This is a genomic window from Paractinoplanes deccanensis (genome assembly GCF_016862115.1).
GTDB lineage: Bacteria > Actinomycetota > Actinomycetes > Mycobacteriales > Micromonosporaceae > Actinoplanes > Actinoplanes deccanensis.
Genome location: NZ_BOMI01000188.1, coordinates 77,804 through 94,541, shown reverse-complemented (window position 1 = coordinate 94,541; position 16,738 = coordinate 77,804). Strand labels below are relative to the sequence as shown.

Annotated in this window: 13 protein-coding genes; 8 read left to right on the top strand and 5 right to left on the bottom strand. The window is 70.9% G+C overall.

Annotated elements, in window-relative coordinates; genetic code table 11:
• Positions 1-8 precede the first annotated feature (8 nt).
• Together Ade02nite_RS44575 and Ade02nite_RS44570 are read left to right on the top strand one after the other, a co-directional pair.
• Entirely contained in the window at positions 9-1,262 is a 1,254-nt protein-coding gene (locus Ade02nite_RS44575) for a poly(ethylene terephthalate) hydrolase family protein (RefSeq protein ID WP_203777396.1), read from the top strand.
• Between the two features lie 34 nt (positions 1,263-1,296).
• Positions 1,297-2,652: an extracellular catalytic domain type 1 short-chain-length polyhydroxyalkanoate depolymerase gene (locus Ade02nite_RS44570; protein ID WP_239169507.1), complete on the top strand. Its 1,356-nt coding sequence runs from the start codon at positions 1,297-1,299 to the stop codon at positions 2,650-2,652.
• Between the two features lie 108 nt (positions 2,653-2,760).
• Here Ade02nite_RS44570 and Ade02nite_RS44565 read toward each other — a convergent pair whose 3' ends face one another.
• Positions 2,761-4,194, bottom strand: a complete 1,434-nt coding sequence (locus tag Ade02nite_RS44565; RefSeq protein ID WP_239169506.1) for an MFS transporter — start codon at positions 4,192-4,194, stop codon at positions 2,761-2,763.
• Between the two features lie 102 nt (positions 4,195-4,296).
• Between Ade02nite_RS44565 and Ade02nite_RS44560 the strand changes: the two genes are divergently transcribed.
• Positions 4,297-4,680: a MarR family winged helix-turn-helix transcriptional regulator gene (locus tag Ade02nite_RS44560; protein WP_203777376.1), complete on the top strand. Its 384-nt coding sequence runs from the start codon at positions 4,297-4,299 to the stop codon at positions 4,678-4,680.
• Positions 4,681-5,253: 573 nt separating this feature from the next.
• Here Ade02nite_RS44560 and Ade02nite_RS50535 read toward each other — a convergent pair.
• Positions 5,254-5,382, bottom strand: coding sequence for a hypothetical protein (locus Ade02nite_RS50535; RefSeq protein WP_275409997.1), 129 nt, complete (start codon positions 5,380-5,382; stop codon positions 5,254-5,256).
• A 116-nt stretch (positions 5,383-5,498) separates the two neighbouring features.
• Positions 5,499-6,713: a cupin domain-containing protein gene (locus Ade02nite_RS44555; RefSeq protein ID WP_203777374.1), complete on the bottom strand. Its 1,215-nt coding sequence runs from the start codon at positions 6,711-6,713 to the stop codon at positions 5,499-5,501.
• Positions 6,714-6,937: 224 nt separating this feature from the next.
• On the opposite strand from Ade02nite_RS44555, the gene Ade02nite_RS44550 reads away from it, so the two are divergent.
• Genes Ade02nite_RS44550 through Ade02nite_RS44530 form a run of 5 tightly spaced genes read left to right on the top strand, consistent with a single transcriptional unit; the run spans position 6,938 to position 11,052 of the window.
• Positions 6,938-7,867 carry a metal ABC transporter substrate-binding protein gene (locus tag Ade02nite_RS44550; protein WP_203777372.1) on the top strand — a complete coding sequence of 310 codons (930 nt, stop codon included), beginning with the start codon at positions 6,938-6,940 and terminating at the stop codon, positions 7,865-7,867.
• The gene (locus Ade02nite_RS44545; RefSeq protein WP_203777370.1) at positions 7,864-8,604 is read left to right on the top strand and encodes a metal ABC transporter ATP-binding protein; all 741 of its coding nucleotides are present in this window, start codon (positions 7,864-7,866) and stop codon (positions 8,602-8,604) included. The genes Ade02nite_RS44550 and Ade02nite_RS44545 overlap by 4 nt, the downstream gene beginning before the upstream one ends.
• A complete protein-coding gene (locus tag Ade02nite_RS44540) occupies positions 8,601-9,488 on the top strand; it encodes a metal ABC transporter permease (protein ID WP_203777368.1) in 888 nt (295 codons plus the stop codon). Before Ade02nite_RS44545 ends, Ade02nite_RS44540 begins: the two co-directional genes overlap by 4 nt.
• Entirely contained in the window at positions 9,485-10,153 is a 669-nt protein-coding gene (locus tag Ade02nite_RS44535; RefSeq protein WP_203777366.1) for a YoaK family protein, read from the top strand. The genes Ade02nite_RS44540 and Ade02nite_RS44535 overlap by 4 nt, the downstream gene beginning before the upstream one ends.
• Positions 10,154-10,203: 50 nt before the next feature.
• Positions 10,204-11,052: an oxidoreductase gene (locus Ade02nite_RS44530; RefSeq protein ID WP_203777364.1), complete on the top strand. Its 849-nt coding sequence runs from the start codon at positions 10,204-10,206 to the stop codon at positions 11,050-11,052.
• 36 nt (positions 11,053-11,088) lie between these two features.
• On the opposite strand, the gene Ade02nite_RS44525 is transcribed toward Ade02nite_RS44530, so the two are convergent.
• Both Ade02nite_RS44525 and Ade02nite_RS44520 read right to left on the bottom strand, forming a co-directional pair.
• Positions 11,089-13,848, bottom strand: coding sequence for a helix-turn-helix transcriptional regulator (locus tag Ade02nite_RS44525; protein ID WP_203777362.1), 2,760 nt, complete (start codon positions 13,846-13,848; stop codon positions 11,089-11,091).
• A complete protein-coding gene (locus Ade02nite_RS44520) occupies positions 13,838-16,573 on the bottom strand; it encodes an AAA family ATPase (protein WP_203777360.1) in 2,736 nt (911 codons plus the stop codon). Before Ade02nite_RS44520 ends, Ade02nite_RS44525 begins: the two co-directional genes overlap by 11 nt.
• Between the last annotated feature and the right edge of the window lie 165 nt (positions 16,574-16,738).

The window sequence follows — 16,738 nt, the reverse complement described above, 5'->3', positions numbered from 1 at the left end:
TCAACGCGCTGAACGCCGTCGGCCCGACGACCCCGCCCACCACGACGCCCCCCACCACCCCCGCCGGTGACAACCCCTACCAGCGCGGACCGGATCCCACGGTGGCCAGCGTCGCCGCCCAGTACGGGCCCTTCGCCACCGCCCAGATCACGGTGCCGCCCGGCAACGGCTTCAACGGCGGCTTCATCTACTACCCCACCGACAGCAGCCACACGTACGGCGCGGTCGCCATCGTGCCCGGCTACACCGCCCTGTTCGCCGACGAGGAAGCCTGGATGGGTCCGCGGCTGGCGTCCTTCGGGTTCGTCGTCATCGGGGTCGAGACGAACAGCCGCACCGACTACGACACCGCCCGCGGCACCCAGCTGCTCGCCGCCCTGGACTACCTGACCAACTCCAGTGCGGTACGCGACCGGGTCGACCGCAACCGGCTGGCGGTCATCGGCCACTCGATGGGCGGTGGCGGCGCCCTGTACGCGGCCACCCAGCGCCCGTCGCTGAAGGCCGCCATCGGCCTCGCGCCGTTCAAGCCGTCCGGCAACCTTGCCTCGGACACCGTGCCGACGATGATCATCGGCGGGATCAACGACACCACGGTCACGCCGTCCTACCTCGACGGCCTCTATCCGACCCTTCCGGCGGCGACGCCCGGCGCGTACCTCCAGCTCGCCAACGCCGACCACCTCTACTTCACGCGGCCCAACGACATCGAGATGCGCAGCCAGATCGAGTGGCTGAAGATCTTCGTCGACAACGACACCCGCTACACCCCGTTCCTCTGTCCCAGCATCAAGGACACCACCGGCATCGTCCGGTCGAATGTCAAGTGTTCGACCATCCCCGGCGGCGGTTCGACGTCGCCGCCCACCACGACGCCGCCGCCGGCCGGGTCGAATCGGATCGTCGGCGCGCAGTCGGGCCGGTGCGTCGACGTACCCGGCGCCTCACAGACCAACGGCACGCGCGTGCAGCTCTACGACTGCAACGGCCAGCCCAACCAGGCCTGGACCCTCACGGCGAGCAAACAGCTGACCGTGTACGGATCCCGGTGCCTCGACGCCGCCGGCTCCGGCAACGGCTCGGCCGTGCAGATCTACAGCTGCAACGGGCAGGCCAACCAGCAGTGGAACGTCAACGCCAACGGCACCATCACCGGCGTCCAATCCGGCCGCTGCCTCGACGTGTGGGGCACCGGCAACGGCCAGCAGGTCCAGATCTACGACTGCAACGGCCAGGCCAACCAAAGGTTCGGCCTGAGCTGACCGCGCCGGCATCCCGTCGTCAGAAGAAGGTTCGATGAAGCGCCTCTTGACCATCCTGCTCGCGGCCGGCACGGCGCTGATCGCCGGCCTGGCCGCGATCCTGGTGTCCGGTTCCCCGGCGATGGCGGCGAGCCTGACCCGGGTGCCCAACTTCGGCACCAACCCGACCAACCTCAACATGTACATCTACGTGCCGGCGAACCTCGCGCCCCGGCCGGCGCTGCTGGTGCTGGTGCACTACTGCAGCGGTTCGGCGAGCGCCGTTTTCAACGGCAACGGCCGCGACTACGTCACCGCCGCCGACCGCTACGGCTACATCATGGTGCTGCCCGAGGCCACCCGCAGCGGCGGCTGCTTCGACGTGTCGACCGCCGCCGGGCTCCGGCGCAACGGCGGCAGCGACTCCACCGGCATCAAATCGATGGTCGACTACGCCCGCTCGCACTACCCGACCATCGACTCCGCCCGCATCGTGGTGTCCGGGTTCTCCTCCGGCGCCATGATGACCAACGTCCTGGCCGCCCAGTACCCGGACGTGTTCAGCGCCGGGTCGGCCTTCTCCGGCGTACCGGCCGGCTGTTTTGCCACCAGCGACGGGTCGATGTGGAACAGCCAGTGCTCCGGCGGCACCGTCATCCGAACGGCCCAGCAGTGGGGCGACACCGCCCGCGCCATGTACCCCGGTCACACCGGCGCCTACCCGCGCATGCAGTTGTGGCACGGCACCACCGACACCACGCTCTCCTACCCCAACTTCGGTGAGGAGATCAAGCAGTGGACCAACCTGCACGGCCTGTCGCAGACGCCGGCGTACACGGACCACCCGCAGTCCACCTGGACCCGGACCCGCTACGGTGACATCGGCACCCAGGCGACCGTCGAGGGGATCAGCATCTCCGGCGTCGGTCACCAGCTTCCGATGAGCGGCCAGATCGCGTACGCCATCTCCTTCCTCGGGCTCGATCGGCCGTCGACCCCGCCGACGTCGACCCCGCCGACGTCGCCCCCGCCTTCGGGGGGCACGAACGAGATCGTGGGGACCCAGTCCGGCCGGTGCATCGACGTGCCGAACGCGTCGCGCATCAACGGGACGCGGGTGCAGCTCTACGACTGCAACGGCCAGCCCAACCAACAGTGGACGTACACGGCGAGCAAGCAGCTCCAGGTGTACGGCAGCATGTGCCTGGACGCCGCCGGGTCCGGCAACGCATCGGCGGTGCAGATCTACGCCTGCAACGGCCAGGGCAACCAGCAGTGGAACGTCAACACCAACGGCACCATCACCGGCGTCCAATCCGGACGGTGCCTGGACGTGTGGGGCACCGCCAACGGGCAGCAGGTCCAGATCTACGACTGCAACGGGCGACCCAACCAGCAGTTCACGTTCTAGCCATCACTACCCAAGGGCCTGATCGACGTCGACCTTCTGCCATTCGGACGTCTCGGGGGCTCCGGACAGGGAGGGTCCTTCACCCGTGCGGGTGAAGGACCCTCGGGGTCAGACGCGCTGAGCCGGTCGGCGCCTGGCCAGCAGCGGTACCAGGTTGAGGAGCAGGCCGGCCACGGCGACGCCGGTGACGAGATTGATGCCGGGGTGGAACTCCGTGAGGTCGTCGCCGCCCGCGCCGCCGGCCACCAGGGCGGTGACCACGGCCAGGATCAGGGCGGTGCCGACCTGACCGGAGGATTGGACGAGGCCGGAGGCCAGGCCCTGTTCGGAGTCGGCGATGCCGTCGGTCGCCTGGGCCATGATGGCGCTGAAGCCGAAACCGAAACCGCCGCCGAGCAGCAGCATCGCGGGCAGCACGGTGACCAGGTAACGGGGTTGCGTGCCGGCGGTGGCGAGGAACCAGACGTAGCCGAGGCTCAGCGACACCATCGCGGCGACGATGAGCGGTCCGGTGCCGTACCGGTCGATGAGGCGGCCGACGAAGGGCGACCCGAACGCCACGACCAGGCCGGCCGGGAGCAGCGCGAGTGCCATGCGCAGCGGTGACCAGTGCCGGACGTCCTGCAGGTAGAGGGTCATCATGAACTGGAAGCTGACGTACGACCCCATCAGGGCGGCCATGCTGGCGTTGGCCCGGATGATCGAGCCGATACGCAGGATGCCGAGACGGACGAGCGGATGCCGCACGCGGTTCTCGATGAACACGAAGGCGGCGAGCAGGGCCAGCGCGAGCAGGAGCGAGCCGATGGTGGTCGGGTCGAGCCAGCCGCGGTCGGGTGCCGACACGACGGTGTAGACGGCCAGGAGCATCCCCGCGATCAGGGTCGCCGCGCCGAGCAGGTCGTGGCCGCCGCCGGATGCCGGGCGGTCGCGCTTGATCAACAGGTAGCCGGCGATCAGGGCAGCCACGGCCAACGGCACGGGGACCAGGAAGTTCCACCGCCAGCCGAGGCTCGTCAGCACGCCGCCGAGGATGAGGCCGGACGAGTACCCGCTCGCGCCGAAGACCGTGAAGATCGACAGTGCCCGGTTGCGGGCCGGCCCCTCCGGGAAGGTCGTGGTGAGGATCGACATCGCGGTGGGTGCGGTGAAGGCGGCCGCGAGCCCCTTGACGAATCGGCTGGCGATGAGCAGGCCACCGTCGTCGACGAGGCCGCCGATCAGCGACGCGAGCGTGAAGACGCCGAGCGCGACGAGGAAGACGCGGCGCCGGCCGAGCAGGTCGGCGGTGCGGCCGCCGAGCAGCAGCAGGCCACCATAGCCCAGCACGTAGCCGTTGACGATCCACTGCAGTGCGGTGGTGGAAAGGCCCAGATCGGTGCCGATGGACGGCAGGGCCACGCCGACCATGGAGACGTCGAGGCCGTCCAGGAAGAGGACGGTGCACAGCACCGCCAGCACGCCCCAGAGCCGCGGGCTCCAGCGCAGCTCGGCCCTTGACGGCGTGACGGGTCCGGCGGCCTTGTTTTCGGTGATGGTCACGGAGGCGAAGTTATATGCGCGCGCATCCAATGTCCACGCATCTGATGCAGACGCATTTAATGCAGGTGCATAATGCCGGCGAACGAGGGTAGGATGCGCGGCATGGAGGCCGAGTCCGCTCTGATCACCCGCTGGCAGGAGTTGCTGTCCAGCTACAACACGGTCGCTGCCCACTTGGAGCGCGCCCTGCAGGACGGCCACGGCCTCACGTTGAGCGACTTCGAGACCCTCGACCGTCTCGTCACCCGAGACTGTGAGAAGCGACGCATGCAGGAGTTGGCCGCGGCCATGTACCTGAGCCAGAGCGCCCTGTCCCGCACCGTGGCCCGCTTGGAGAAGCAGGGCTTGGTAGTCCGCTCCCACTGCGTCGACGACCGCCGGGGCATCTTCGTGGAGCTGACCGAGGCCGGCCGACTTCGCCATGCCGAGGCCCGAACGACACACCTGAGCGTCCTGGCCGACCGTTTGACCCCGGCGCAGGCGTAGTCCTCGGTGGTCACCGTGCTGATGCGGTCGACCGTGTACGCCAGGGTCGACTCGCGGCCGTCACTCGAGCTCACCTCGGTGCGAGACAGTCCCGACGGCGAGACCGCCATGGCCGCCCTACGAGCCGCAGCCGACGCCGTCCGAACCGTCCCTCACCCCGACGAGCCCACCGAACCCTTACCCAACTGGGCAGACGCCCTTCTCAGCGAGGACGGCCCGACCCTCCACCTGGATCTACAGGACCACGCCGACCAGGCGACGTGACATTCCTGGAATCGCTCGACGAACGCGGTCTTCCACCCGCTTTCCCCGACGGCTTCCCCATTCCCGCCGATGCTGTTCTGGTGCTGGCCCAGCAGTCCAGGTCAGACACGTGGCAGCACGCGGCCTGGCGCCGCTCACACTCCCTCACCGGATATCCCGAAGCGCTGCGAGCTTTCGGTTGCGACCTGGAGCCGGTAACAGCCCGAGACGCCCTTTGAGCCCAGAGGCGGCCGTTGTCAGCATTGATGCAGCCGGCTCTGCCGCCACCTCAAGTCTCGATCAGCAATGGCGCTGCGGACAACGACGCCGCTACCAGCCCGGTGTGCCGGTTCCCGTCGGGAGGATGAGTAGTGCTTGCAGGAACATGACCACGAGCTCGAACGACGCGAAGATGAGGATGATGGCGGCGGGAAGCACCCAGAACGGCACCTTGCCCATGTCGCAAACTCCTGCCGATTGGTCGGTCGGCGACGGAATCGCCTCGTTGTCCTCGCTCGACCCGCGATGGGCTGGCACGCGAGTCGACACCGGGAGAAGCCGCCGTCCGCCCGCCATTACCGAAGGGGAACGATTCCCTGCGTGCCTCGGGGGAAGGTGGCGAGGACGTCCTCGGGAATGTTGAGGTGCTGCGCCACCAGGGCCGGGGGCAGGTGGCTGAGCCAGTTGGCGAGCGAGACCTCCTCGTAGTGGTCGCTACGGAACGTCTCGATGAAGATCAGCTGGTCGTCGCCGGTGTTCTCGACGTAGTGGCCGAGGTTGCGGCGCACGAGGCCGACGTCGCCGGCGCGGAAGTCCGTGGTGTTGGCGTGCGGGCCGGTGTTGAAGACGGTCATGCGCGCCGACCCCTGGAGGTAGTACTGCCATTCGTCGGCGTTGGGGTGCCAGTGCAGCTCCCGCATCGATCCGGGTTCGATGATCGTGAGGGCGGCGGCCACGGTCGTCGACGCCAGGTAGTTGCTGCTGTCGGCGATGTGGATGCTGCCGCCGCTGTTCTGGTGCCGCGGCTCGGAGCGGGAGAGGCGGAAGATCACCGGCTGGGTCGCGCCCCACTCGACGCCCGCGGCCGCTTGATCGTCAGCCAGATCGCCGGGCTCGTCGCCGGGGAAGATCCACAGGTTGTGCAGGGGGATGTCCTTGAACACCTCCTGGGCGACGCCGAAGTTCTTGGCGAGTACCTCGGGCGGCGTGTGGGCGAACCAGTCGGTGAGCAGCAGGGTGTTGCTCTCGGACTGGTCACCGTCGTCGAAGGCGAGCACGAACTCGGCGCCGTCCGGGCCGAGACCCTGCAACGAGTGCGGGAGTCCCGCGGGGAAGAACCACAGGTCGCCGCTTTCGACGTCCTCCACGCTCGGCAGGCCCTCGCGGCTGAGCGTCGTGATCCGGCAGCGCCCGCGCGTCATGTACGCCCATTCGGCGGTCTGGTGCCAGTGCAGCTCACGAATGCCGCCCGGTTCCAGGTACATGTTCACGCCGGCGATCTCGTCGGAGATCGCGAAATCCCGCTGCGTGACCTCGCGCGCCCAACCGCCCCGCTGCTGCCGGCGAGGCGAGATGGTGAACGAGGACCAGAAGAACGGCTGCGTGCTCACGTCGGTGGCCGGTGCGGTCAGCGCGCTCGGGAACTGGCTTTCCAGCACAGGGTTGCGCGGTCCCGTCATCCGCGTGCTCGCCGGGTCGCCGACGGTGTTACGCACGCCTTCCGGCGGCAGGTCCGGGTTTCCGAACGCCGGCGCCTCGTGATGCGGCGCCGTGGTCTCAGTGGAGTCCATAACCCTCTCCTCGATGTCGTGGTCGCTGCTCCCCACCACACCACCGGGTGCACGGCCCAGCTAGCGACGGATGACTCCGTTCGCACACGGCACGAGCACGCCCGGCCGCGCCGGCGATCCGGGATCTGTTCGGCAAGGCCGAGTCATCTGACGCTACTTGGCGCGCGGGTTGCTCGCGGACGCTGAGATTCCGGCGATCCTCGCCGAGAAAGGTGGTGATCGCCGTGCACGTCCATCGCACCCGAGCGTTCCGTATCGCGAGCCTGTCGCTGGCGCTCCTGGCCGGCGCGCCGGCGGGGTGTGCCCCGGCCGGCCGGACCGGCGACGCCGGCAAACCGCTCGTCCTGACGACCTTCACGGTGCTGGCGGACATCGCGCGTAACGTCGCCGGCGATCACGTGGCCGTCGAGTCGATCACGAAACCGGGCGCGGAGATCCACGGCTACGAGCCGACTCCGGGAGATGTCCGCAAGGCCGCCGGCGCCGACCTGATCCTCGACAACGGCCTGCACCTGGAGGCGTGGTTCGGGCAGTTCGTCGAGGGGCTCGACGTGCCGCACACCGTGGTGTCGGATGGCGTACGGGTGATCGACATCGCCGGGGACGCCTATGCGGGCAAGCCCAATCCGCACGCGTGGATGAGCCCGGCGAATGTGCGCGTCTACGTCGACAACATCGTCGCAGCGTTCACGGCCCTGGATCCCGCGCATGCCGCCGGCTTCGAGGCGAACGGCGCCGCGTACAAGAACGACCTACGGGAGGTCGAGAACGACCTGGCCGCCCGGCTGGCGCGGCTGCCTCGGCACCAGCGGGCCCTGGTCACCTGTGAGGGGGCGTTCTCCTACCTGGCCCGCGACGCCGGGCTGACGGAGAAGTACATCTGGCCGGTCAACGCCGAACAGCAGGCCACGCCGCAACGGATCGCCTCGGCGATCGAGTTCGTGCGGGCGAACGACGTGCCGGCTGTCTTCTGCGAGTCGACGGTGCGGGACGGGCCGATGCGGCAGGTGGCCGGTGCCGGTGGCGCCGTGTTCGGCGGCACCCTCTACGTCGACTCGCTCTCCGCCGCCGACGGCCCGGTGCCCACCTACCTGCGGCTGATCCGCTACGACACGGACACGATCGTCGGTGCGCTCACCGGGCGCGCGTCGTGAAGCCGGCCATCGAGGTGGCGGGCCTGAGTGTCCACTACGGCGAGGTGCGAGCGCTGGACGACGTGTCGCTGCGCGTCTCGCCGGGCCGGGTCACCGGGCTGATCGGGATGAACGGGTCCGGCAAGTCGACGCTGTTCAAGTCGATCATGGGAGTGATCCGCCCGGACCGGGGGTCGGTTCTCGTCGCCGGTGCCACGCCCGCCGCCGCCCGGCGGCGAGGGCTGGTCGGGTATGTGCCGCAGAGCGAGGACGTCGACCGCGCCTTCCCCGTCTCGGTGCGCGACGTGGCGATGATGGGCCGCTACGGACGGCTGGGCTTCACTCGCCGTGCTCGGCCGCAGGACCGCGCGGCGGTCGCGCGGGCGCTCGACCGCGTGGGGCTCGCCGAGTACGCGGATCGGCAGATCGGGCAGCTGTCGGGCGGTCAGGCGAAGCGGGTGTTCCTCGCGCGCGGGATCGCGCAGGACGCCCGGATCCTCCTGCTGGACGAGCCGTTCGCCGGCGTGGACAAGCGTTCCGAGGCGACCATCGTCCGGCTGTTGCGGGAGCTCGCCGCGGAGGGCAGGACGGTTCTGGTCTCGACGCACGACCTGCACGCGCTGCCGCGGCTCGCCGACGAGGCGGTGGTGCTGCTGCGCCGGGTCGTGTTCCACGGGACGGTGTCCGGGGCGCTGCGACCTGAGACGCTGGCGCCGGCCTTCGGGGTCGACGTGCTCGCCCCGGAGCGTGCCGCATGAGCATCCTCGAGCTCGTCCTCGAGCCGCTGCGCTACGGCTTCATGGTGCGGGCGCTCGCGACGACCGTCACGGCCGCCGTCGTGTGCGCTCTGCTGTCGTGCTGGCTGGTGCTGATCGGCTGGTCGCTGATGGGCGACGCCGTCTCGCACGCGGTGCTGCCGGGTGTGGTCATCGCGTACATCGTGGGCGTGCCGTTCGCCGTCGGGGCGCTCGTCTCGGGCGCGCTCGCCGTCGCGCTGATCGGCGCGATCCGCGACGCGAGCCGCGTCAAGGAGGACGCGGCGATCGGCATAGTCTTCACGACGCTGTTCGCGCTCGGGCTGGTCCTCATCTCCGTGACGCCCAGCCAGACCGACCTCAACCACATTGTCTTCGGCAATGTGCTCGGCGTGTCGGCGGCCGACGTCGTTCAGATCGTGGTGCTCGCCGCCGTCGCTCTCGCCGCCCTCGTGGTGAAGCGCCGGGATCTGACGCTCTACGCCTTCGACCCCACGCACGCCCATGCCATCGGGATCGATCCGAAGCGGCTCGGCGCGCTGCTGCTCGGGTTGCTCGCGCTGACGTCGGTGGTGGCGTCGCAGGTGGTCGGGGTGATCCTCGTCGTCGCGATGCTCATCGTGCCGGGCGCCACCGCGTACCTGCTCACCGACCGTTTCGGCCGCATGCTGCTGATCGCGCCGGCCATGTCGGCGCTCTGCGCGGTCGTCGGCATCTATCTCAGCTACTGGCTGGACGCCTCCTCGGGCGGCTTGGTCGTCGTCGTGCAGGGTGCCGTCTTCGGGCTCGTCTTCCTGCTCGGTCCGCGACACGGCGTCGCCGGGCGACGTCTCACCCGGCCGCGCCGGCGACCGGCGGGCACCTCCCCCGAGGAGGCGGCGGCATGACCGGGGTACCGGCTCCGCACCTGGCGACGGCTGCGGCGTTCGTCCTGTCCTTTTCCACCGGCGCCGTCGACGCCTTCGCTTTCCTCGAGCTCGGCGGGATCTTCACGGCGAACATGACCGGAAATCTGATTCTGGCCGGCATGTACACCCGACCGGACTATCTCGCCACTCTGGCCGGCGCGACCGTGGCCGTCCTCGCCTTTGCCGGCGCCCTGTACGCCGGGTTCCGCCTCACCGACGCGCGCGACGAGGAACGCCACTGCCGGGTGCCTACGCTGCTCTGGGTCTCCGTCCTCCTGCAAGCGGCGGTGGTGGCGGCCGGTGTCGCCGCCGCCGGCAACGGTGTCAGCGTCCGGCTGCTCGTGATCGCGCTATCGGCTGGTGCGCTGGCCCTTCAGACCGCGGGGGCGCGCCGCATCACCGAGTTCGCCGGTGTGACGACGACGTACGTCACCGGCACGATGACCAGCGTCATGCACGACCTCGCCGACCACCGGGACGGCCACGTCTGGATGCGCCTCGGCTCGCTCCTGACCCTCGTGGCGGGCGCCGTGACCGGCACGGCGGTCATCTCCGCGCTGCCGGCGCTGGCCCCGCTCATCTCCGCCGCGGCAGTGATCATCGCAGTCGTGCTGGTCCGTCGAGTGGATCTCCATCGCCGATGACGACGGGGGCATCGCACGCTCCCGGTCGCATATCCCAAGGGAGGACAACCATGGCAGGAAGCAAAGTGTGGCTGGTGACCGGCAGCTCGCGGGGTCTGGGCCGGGCGATCGTCGCGGCAGTCGCGCAATCGGGCGATCTCGTGATGGCGACGGCCCGACGGCCCGAGCAGCTGGCCGATCTGGTCGAGGCACACCCGGGCTCGATCGGAACCGCCAAGCTCGACGTGACCGACCCAGCGGCGGCGGTACGGGCCGTCTCGGCCACCGTCGAGGCGTTCGGCCGGATCGACGTCGTGGTGAACAACGCGGGATACGCCAACAGCGCACCCATCGAGGAGATGAGCGACGACGACTTCCGCGGCCAGATCGACGCCAACCTGTTCGGGATGGTGAACGTCGTCCGGGCCGCTCTGCCGGTTCTGCGCCGGCAGCGCTCCGGTGTCATCGTGCAGATCTCCTCGATCGGCGGACGGGTCGGCGGTACGCCAGGACTGGGCGCCTACCAGACCGCCAAGTTCGCGGTGGAGGGCTTCTCGGAGGTGCTGGCCAACGAGGTGAGCCCGTTCGGCGTGAAGGTTCTCATCGTCGAACCGGGCGCGTTCCGCACCGACTGGCAGGGCTCCTCGATGCTGCGGCATCCGGTCGGGCCGGACTACGAGGCGACGGTGGGCCGGCTCAACCAGGCGCGTGCGGCCTCGCACGGCGAACAACGCGGCGATCCCCGGCGGGCGGCTCAGGCCATCGTCGCCACCGTCGCCCGCGAGGACGCGCCCCGCCGGCTCCTGCTCGGCTCCGACGCGCTGGCCTTGGCGCTGGAGGCCGGCGCTGCCCGCAACGCCGAGGCCGAGAAGTGGGCGGACGTCAGCCGTTCCACCGACTTCACAGCCGGCGCCTCGTGATCGCCGCGGGCCTGCGCCGGACGACGGAGGAGCGGCTCAATGCCGGTCCGGTAGATCGGCGAGCCGGTCGCGCAATGCGGCGCGCGACGTGATGCCGAGCTTGGGGAACAGCTTGTACAGGTAGCCGCCCACGGTTCGGTGGGACATGTGCAGCTTCTCGCCGATCTGCCGGTTGTTCAGCCCGGAGGCGGCCAGGCGGGCGATCCGCAGTTCCCGTTCGCTGAGCGGCGCGGTGATCGGGCTCGGCGTCGGCGCGGCTGTTCCGCCGGCTCGTAGCTCGGCGGCGGCGCGCCGTGCCCATGGCCGGGCGCCGAGACGCTCGAACGTCTCCAGCGCCTCACGCAGCTGTGACTGCGCGGCGTTGACACGGCGCGTCCGGCGCAGGTGCTCGCCGTACGCGAGCTGGATGCGTGCCCGGTCGAAGGGCCAATGCTCAGCGCCCGGCACAGCCAGGGCCCGCTGGAAGCCGGTGGCCGCGTCGTCGTCCGCGGCCACCAGGGCCGCGCACCCGGCGGACACGAGCGCCAGCCGCGACGACAGCCGGTCGATCCGTTCGTGTCGCATGACCGCCACGTGCGCACGGGCTTCGGCTGTACGGCCGCTGCGCACGGCCGATTCGACCAAGTCCAGCAGGACCCACAGCGCGTGCGGTTCATACGGCGCGAGGATCCCGGCCGGGCTGATTGCCGCGGCCTCGTGGAACGCCTTGTCGTAATCGCCGGCGCCGATGTAGACCAGCGCACGCACGTGGTGGGAGAACTGGACGGTGATCCCGGCACCTCGCGGGGTGGCCCATCGAGTCATCTCGTCCACCGTCGCGAGAGTGTCCTCCACGTCGCCGCCGGCCGCGGCGAACAGGCATCGGAAGTACTGCAAGATGTAGGAGTAGCGGGGGTAGTTGTACTGCCGGCACAGGGCGATGCCGTCGGCGGCGAGCCGGTCGCCTTCGGCCCAGCGGCCGGTGTGCCAGTTGTCCACGGAGTTCGACACGGTGGCGCTGATGCCGAGCCCGACGGCGCCGCCGGCGCGCCCGTCCGCGATCACCCGGTCGAGCGCCTCACGGCAGGCGGCGAGCCGGTCGATGTAGACGCAGCCGATCGCCACCCGGCTGATGACCACCGGGTTCAGCTCGTCGCGCAGCGCGTCGGCGCGGGTTTCCGCCAGCGCCAGCATCGGTTCCGCCAGGCGCACCGGGTCGCCGAAGGTGCGTGCGCACAACTCCAGAACCGGCGGCGGGCTCGGGTCGAGGCGGGCGACCGCGGCCACGACCGGTTCCCACGCGGCGGGCTGCCCGCTGACCCAGGAACTCAGCAGCAGCGAGTGCAGCGCGTCGATGAGCACGGTGTCATGCGGGTCGGACCGGTTCGAGTAGGCCTCGACCGCACCGGCCAGCAGATCGTGAGCGGTTCCGGCTCTGGCCTCCGCGTTCACCAGCAGCTGCGCGGCCGCGACCGTGGCGGGCAGCGACTCGACCAGGCCGGACCGGTCCGCGTCGGCCCGGTGCAGCCACTGCGACGCCTTGCTGAGGTCTCCGACGACGTCCGCGCCGAGATACGCGGCCTCCAGGAGCCGCCGCGCCCGCAGCCCCGGTGTCGGGCTGAGCTCGGCGGCACGGCCCAGAGCGGCGACGGCCTCCACCGTCTCCCCCCGCCGGACGCTGTCCCGGGCGCTTTGTTCCAGCAGAGCCGCCACTTCTTCGTCGGCGACCACGGTCGCCCCGGCCAGGTGCCAGACACGCTGTTCCGGGCGGTGCGGCAGGGCAGCCGCGAGCGCGCGATGCGCCCGCCGCTGTGCCACCGGAGCCGCCAGAGCGACCACCGCCGAGCGGACCAGTGGAGGTGAGAAGGCCACGCGACCGAGGTTGACGTCCACTTCGATGAGCCCGGCGCGCTCGGCCGGCGCGAGCGCTTCCAGCAGATCCGTATGTGGTGCTGCCGCCTGGAGCACGGCCAGGTTTCCGGAGGACTCCAGAGCGGTGAGCAATAGTGGTTCCTGAGTCGCCGCCGGGAGCTGCTCGATCCGTGCCGAGTGCATGGCTCGCAGCCCGTCGGTGAGCGGCAGGACGGTGGGCAGAGCGTCCCGGCCGGCACGTTGACTCGGGCTGAGGGCCGCGGGCAGTTCCGCCAGGGCACGGGGGTTGCCCTGGGCGATCGCGAGCAGACGGTGCTGGACGCGGACAGCGAGGTCCGGCCAGCGGGCGTGCATCATGAGAGACGCCGCGCTGTCGTCCAGCGGGCGGACGTGACGGCTCGGCAGACCCGCGCCGGCCAATGCTCGCGGCGATCCGGTGCGCATCGTCGCCAGCAACGCGACTCGGCTGCCCGTCAGGCGCCGCGCGACGAACGCGAGCACCTCGGCGCTCGCCTGGTCGAGGCGATCGGCGTCGTCGGCGAGCACCATCACCGGCTGGGCCTGTCCGGCGAGCCGCAACAGGCTCAGGGTGGCGGTGCCGAGCGCCAGCAGCCCGGGTTCCGGCCCTTCGGCCAGGCCCAGCGTGACCAGCAGGGCTGTGCGGACGGTCGGCGGCAGTACGGCCATCTCGGTTCCGAGCGGAGTAAGCAGGCCGTCAAGGCCGGCGAATCGGCCCCCTGCGGCGTGCCGGGTGCCCGGCACGCGCAGCACCCTGAGCTCCGCGGCGGCCGCCCGACGCGCGGCGAGCTCCAGCAGGGCCGTCCGGCCAGTGCCGGGGGCGCCGGTGAGCAGCATCGCTCCGCCGGTGTCGGCGGCGGCCGCGAGGAATGCTTCGATGGCCTCGATGTCGGCTTCGCGGCCGAGCAGAGGATGGTCAAGGCTCATGCCGAGGCTCCGCAACCTCGTCGTGACCGAGTGCCGCGCCCAGCGCCGTCCGGGTACGGACGCCCAGCTTGCCGTACGCCCGGCTCAGGTGCGCGGCGACGGTGCGGTGCGAGACGAGCAGTTTGCCGCCGATCTGCCTGTTGCTGAGGCCGGCCGCGGCGAGCACGGCCACCTGCCTCTCCTGCGGGGTGAGCGGCGTTCCTCCGGATCCGGGCCCGGGTCCCCGGGTGGCGCCGGTCGCGTCGAGCTCCCGGCGAGCGCGGGTCACCCACGGGTCCGCGCCCATCCGCTCGAAACTCGTCACGGCGGCGGTCAGGTGCCGTCGCGCCTCGACGACGGCACGGGCCCGCCGCAGCCGCTCGCCGTAGAACAGATGCGCCCGTGCCAGATCCCATTCCAGATCCTGTGCGCCGGGCTGAGTCAGCGCTCGGGCGAACAGGGCATGCGCCTCCTCGTCCTCGGCAACCAGTGCGGCCGCGACGAGCACCGTGAGACCGAACGCCGGCGAGACCTCGACGAGGCCGGCCGCGGAGACGGCACGAGCATGAGCCACGGCCTGGTCTCGGCGTCCGGTACGCAGGGCCGACTCGATCAGGTCCAGTGAGACGGCGACCGCCACCGGATTTTCCGGAGACACCACGCCGGGTGCGGCGACCGCGGCGCAATGGTGGAACGTCTCCTCGAAGTCGCCGTGGCCGGCGGCCAGGGTGGCCTGCGCCCAGGAGCAATAGAACGCCACGACGCGTACGCCGCGCGGGCCCGCCCACGTGCCCACCCGAACGGCCGCCTCGCGCACGACGTCGTCCTGCCCACCCCGGGCCGCCACGATCATGCGGATGAGCCGGAAGGGCCACGCCGCGAACCGGTATCCGTGCGCGTCGCACAGCTGGAGGGCCTCGGCTGACATGGTGTCGGCCGCCTGTGCCCGCCCGGCTTTCATGTCGTCGAGCGCGATCATCGTCATGGCGTTGATGGCCGAGCCCACCGCTCCCCCGGCTCGGCCGTCGTCGATGACGCGTTCCAACGCCGCACGGCATTCCTCGACCCGGTTGTACGAGACCGCGATCCGGCCGATGCGCCCGATGACGGTCGGGTCGTGCTCGCCGTCCAGGCTCCGCAGGGCCGCATCCAAACGCATCCGGTCCGATGCCGTCAGCGACGCGGGGCTGGACAGCGCCTGCACGTAGACGCGCAACATGGCCGGCACGGCCGGCCCGAGCCGCGACAGCACGTCCTTGAGCGGCGCCCACAGGTCGTCGCGGGCGGCGTAGAAGCACACGTCGGCCAGCTGGTAGAGCGCCTCCACCAGGAGCGGATCGTCGTTGGCCGAACGGGCGACGGCGGCGTCCACGGTGCCGGTGAGCAGGCGATGCGCCGTGTCGATGTGGCCGTCGCCGTTGAACAACAGGTGCGCCGCGGCGACCGCGATGGGTAACGACCCGGTCCCCTCGGGGTCGGCATGCCGAGCGGCGGTGAGCAGAGCGGGCATCGTCCGCAGATCGCCGCCCGCGTTCGCGCCGATGTAGGCGGCCTCGGCCAGCCGCCGGCTCCGCTGCGGCCCGTCCACGCTGAGATCCGCGGCACGCAGCAGGGCGGTCACCGCGCCGAGCACGTCTCCGCCGGTCAGCGCCCGATGCGCCGCGTCCTGCAACAGGACAGCCACCGATTCGTCCGGGCCGACGGTCGCCTCGGCCAGATGCCTGGCCCGTTGCTCCGGCCGGTCCGCGGCCAGCCGTGCCAGATCCCGGTGCGCCGCCGCCCGTTCGTGACCGGTCGACGAGCGCACGACTGCCGACCGCGCCATCGGATGGTGGAACACCCACCGGCCTTCTCCGGGATCGAACGACCCCAGCCCCGTCCGCTCGGCGGCAAGCCATCCGTCGACCGGTGATGCGCCTCCGTGACCGCCGTCGAGCGCGGCGAGCAGCAGCATCCGGCGGGTCGCGGGGGGAAGTCGTACGACGCACGCCTGGTAGTGCCGGTAGAGGCGGCCCACGGGTGTCAGCTGCGGCGGCAACGGCTCTCGGCCGCTGCGCTGGTCCTCGCTCAACGATTCGGCCAGGGCCAGCAGGGCCGAGGGGTTGGACCCGCCCTCGGCAAGCAGGCGGCGGCCGACGCGCTCGGCGAGCGCCGGGAAACGATCGTGCAGGAGCGTGGCGGCGTGTGCGTCGTCGAGCGGCCCGACGGCCAGCGGTTGCGCGCCGATCTCTCGGGCCGGCGCCGCCGACTCCGCGCGTGCCGCGACGAGAAGCCCGCACCGGACGGCGGCAAGCACCGTGGCCGATCGGCTGTCCACCCACTGCCAGTCGTCGACGATCAGCAGCACCGGGTCGTCCGGCGAGATCAGCCGCAACAGGGCCGTGGTGGCCGCCGCAACGTTGCCGGGTCCAGGCGGGTCCCCGTCGGCGAGGCCGAGCACGGACGTCAGCGTCCGGCTGTGCTCGGCCGGTAACGAGGAAAGGCGGGCGTGCAGCGGATACAGCAGCTGATGCAGCACGGCGTCGGCGACATCCGATTCCGTCCGCGCGCCGGCGGCCCGCAGCACCACCATGCCCTCGCGGGTCGCCGCGGCTTCTGCTACATCGAGCAACGCGGTCTTTCCCGCCCCGGGGCCGCCGAACAGGCACAGCGCCGCCGGGGATGTCGCAGCCCGCCGCAAGAAGGCTTCGATCGAGGCGCGGTGCGTATCGCGACCGGCCAGCGGCGGCGGATCGCCGGAAGCCATGCGACTCTCCCCCCGGGTCGGTCGGTCCTGCGGTGGTGGCGGCCTGCGTCATTCTCACGCCGATCGGCCGGCCGCGACCCCGGTGCGTCCCCGGGGTGTGCCCCGGGGTTTGTGCCCGGGCGATCTCCTTGCACACGGGCGCCGGTCGTCCCTGGCCTCCTGTTT

What these genes read in the sequence shown, in the direction of transcription:
- Ade02nite_RS44570 (WP_239169507.1), top strand. Translation starts at nt 1,297, where the DNA reads ATGAAGCGCCTCTTGACCATCCTGCTCGCGGCCGGCACGGCGCTGATC.
- Ade02nite_RS44560 (WP_203777376.1), top strand. Translation starts at nt 4,297, where the DNA reads ATGGAGGCCGAGTCCGCTCTGATCACCCGCTGGCAGGAGTTGCTGTCC.
- Ade02nite_RS50535 (WP_275409997.1), bottom strand. Translation starts at nt 5,382, where the DNA reads ATGGGCAAGGTGCCGTTCTGGGTGCTTCCCGCCGCCATCATCCTCATC.
- Ade02nite_RS44555 (WP_203777374.1), bottom strand. Translation starts at nt 6,713, where the DNA reads ATGGACTCCACTGAGACCACGGCGCCGCATCACGAGGCGCCGGCGTTC.
- Ade02nite_RS44540 (WP_203777368.1), top strand. Translation starts at nt 8,601, where the DNA reads ATGAGCATCCTCGAGCTCGTCCTCGAGCCGCTGCGCTACGGCTTCATG.
- Ade02nite_RS44535 (WP_203777366.1), top strand. Translation starts at nt 9,485, where the DNA reads ATGACCGGGGTACCGGCTCCGCACCTGGCGACGGCTGCGGCGTTCGTC.
- Ade02nite_RS44530 (WP_203777364.1), top strand. Translation starts at nt 10,204, where the DNA reads ATGGCAGGAAGCAAAGTGTGGCTGGTGACCGGCAGCTCGCGGGGTCTG.
- Ade02nite_RS44525 (WP_203777362.1), bottom strand. Translation starts at nt 13,848, where the DNA reads ATGAGCCTTGACCATCCTCTGCTCGGCCGCGAAGCCGACATCGAGGCC.
- Ade02nite_RS44520 (WP_203777360.1), bottom strand. Translation starts at nt 16,573, where the DNA reads ATGGCTTCCGGCGATCCGCCGCCGCTGGCCGGTCGCGATACGCACCGC.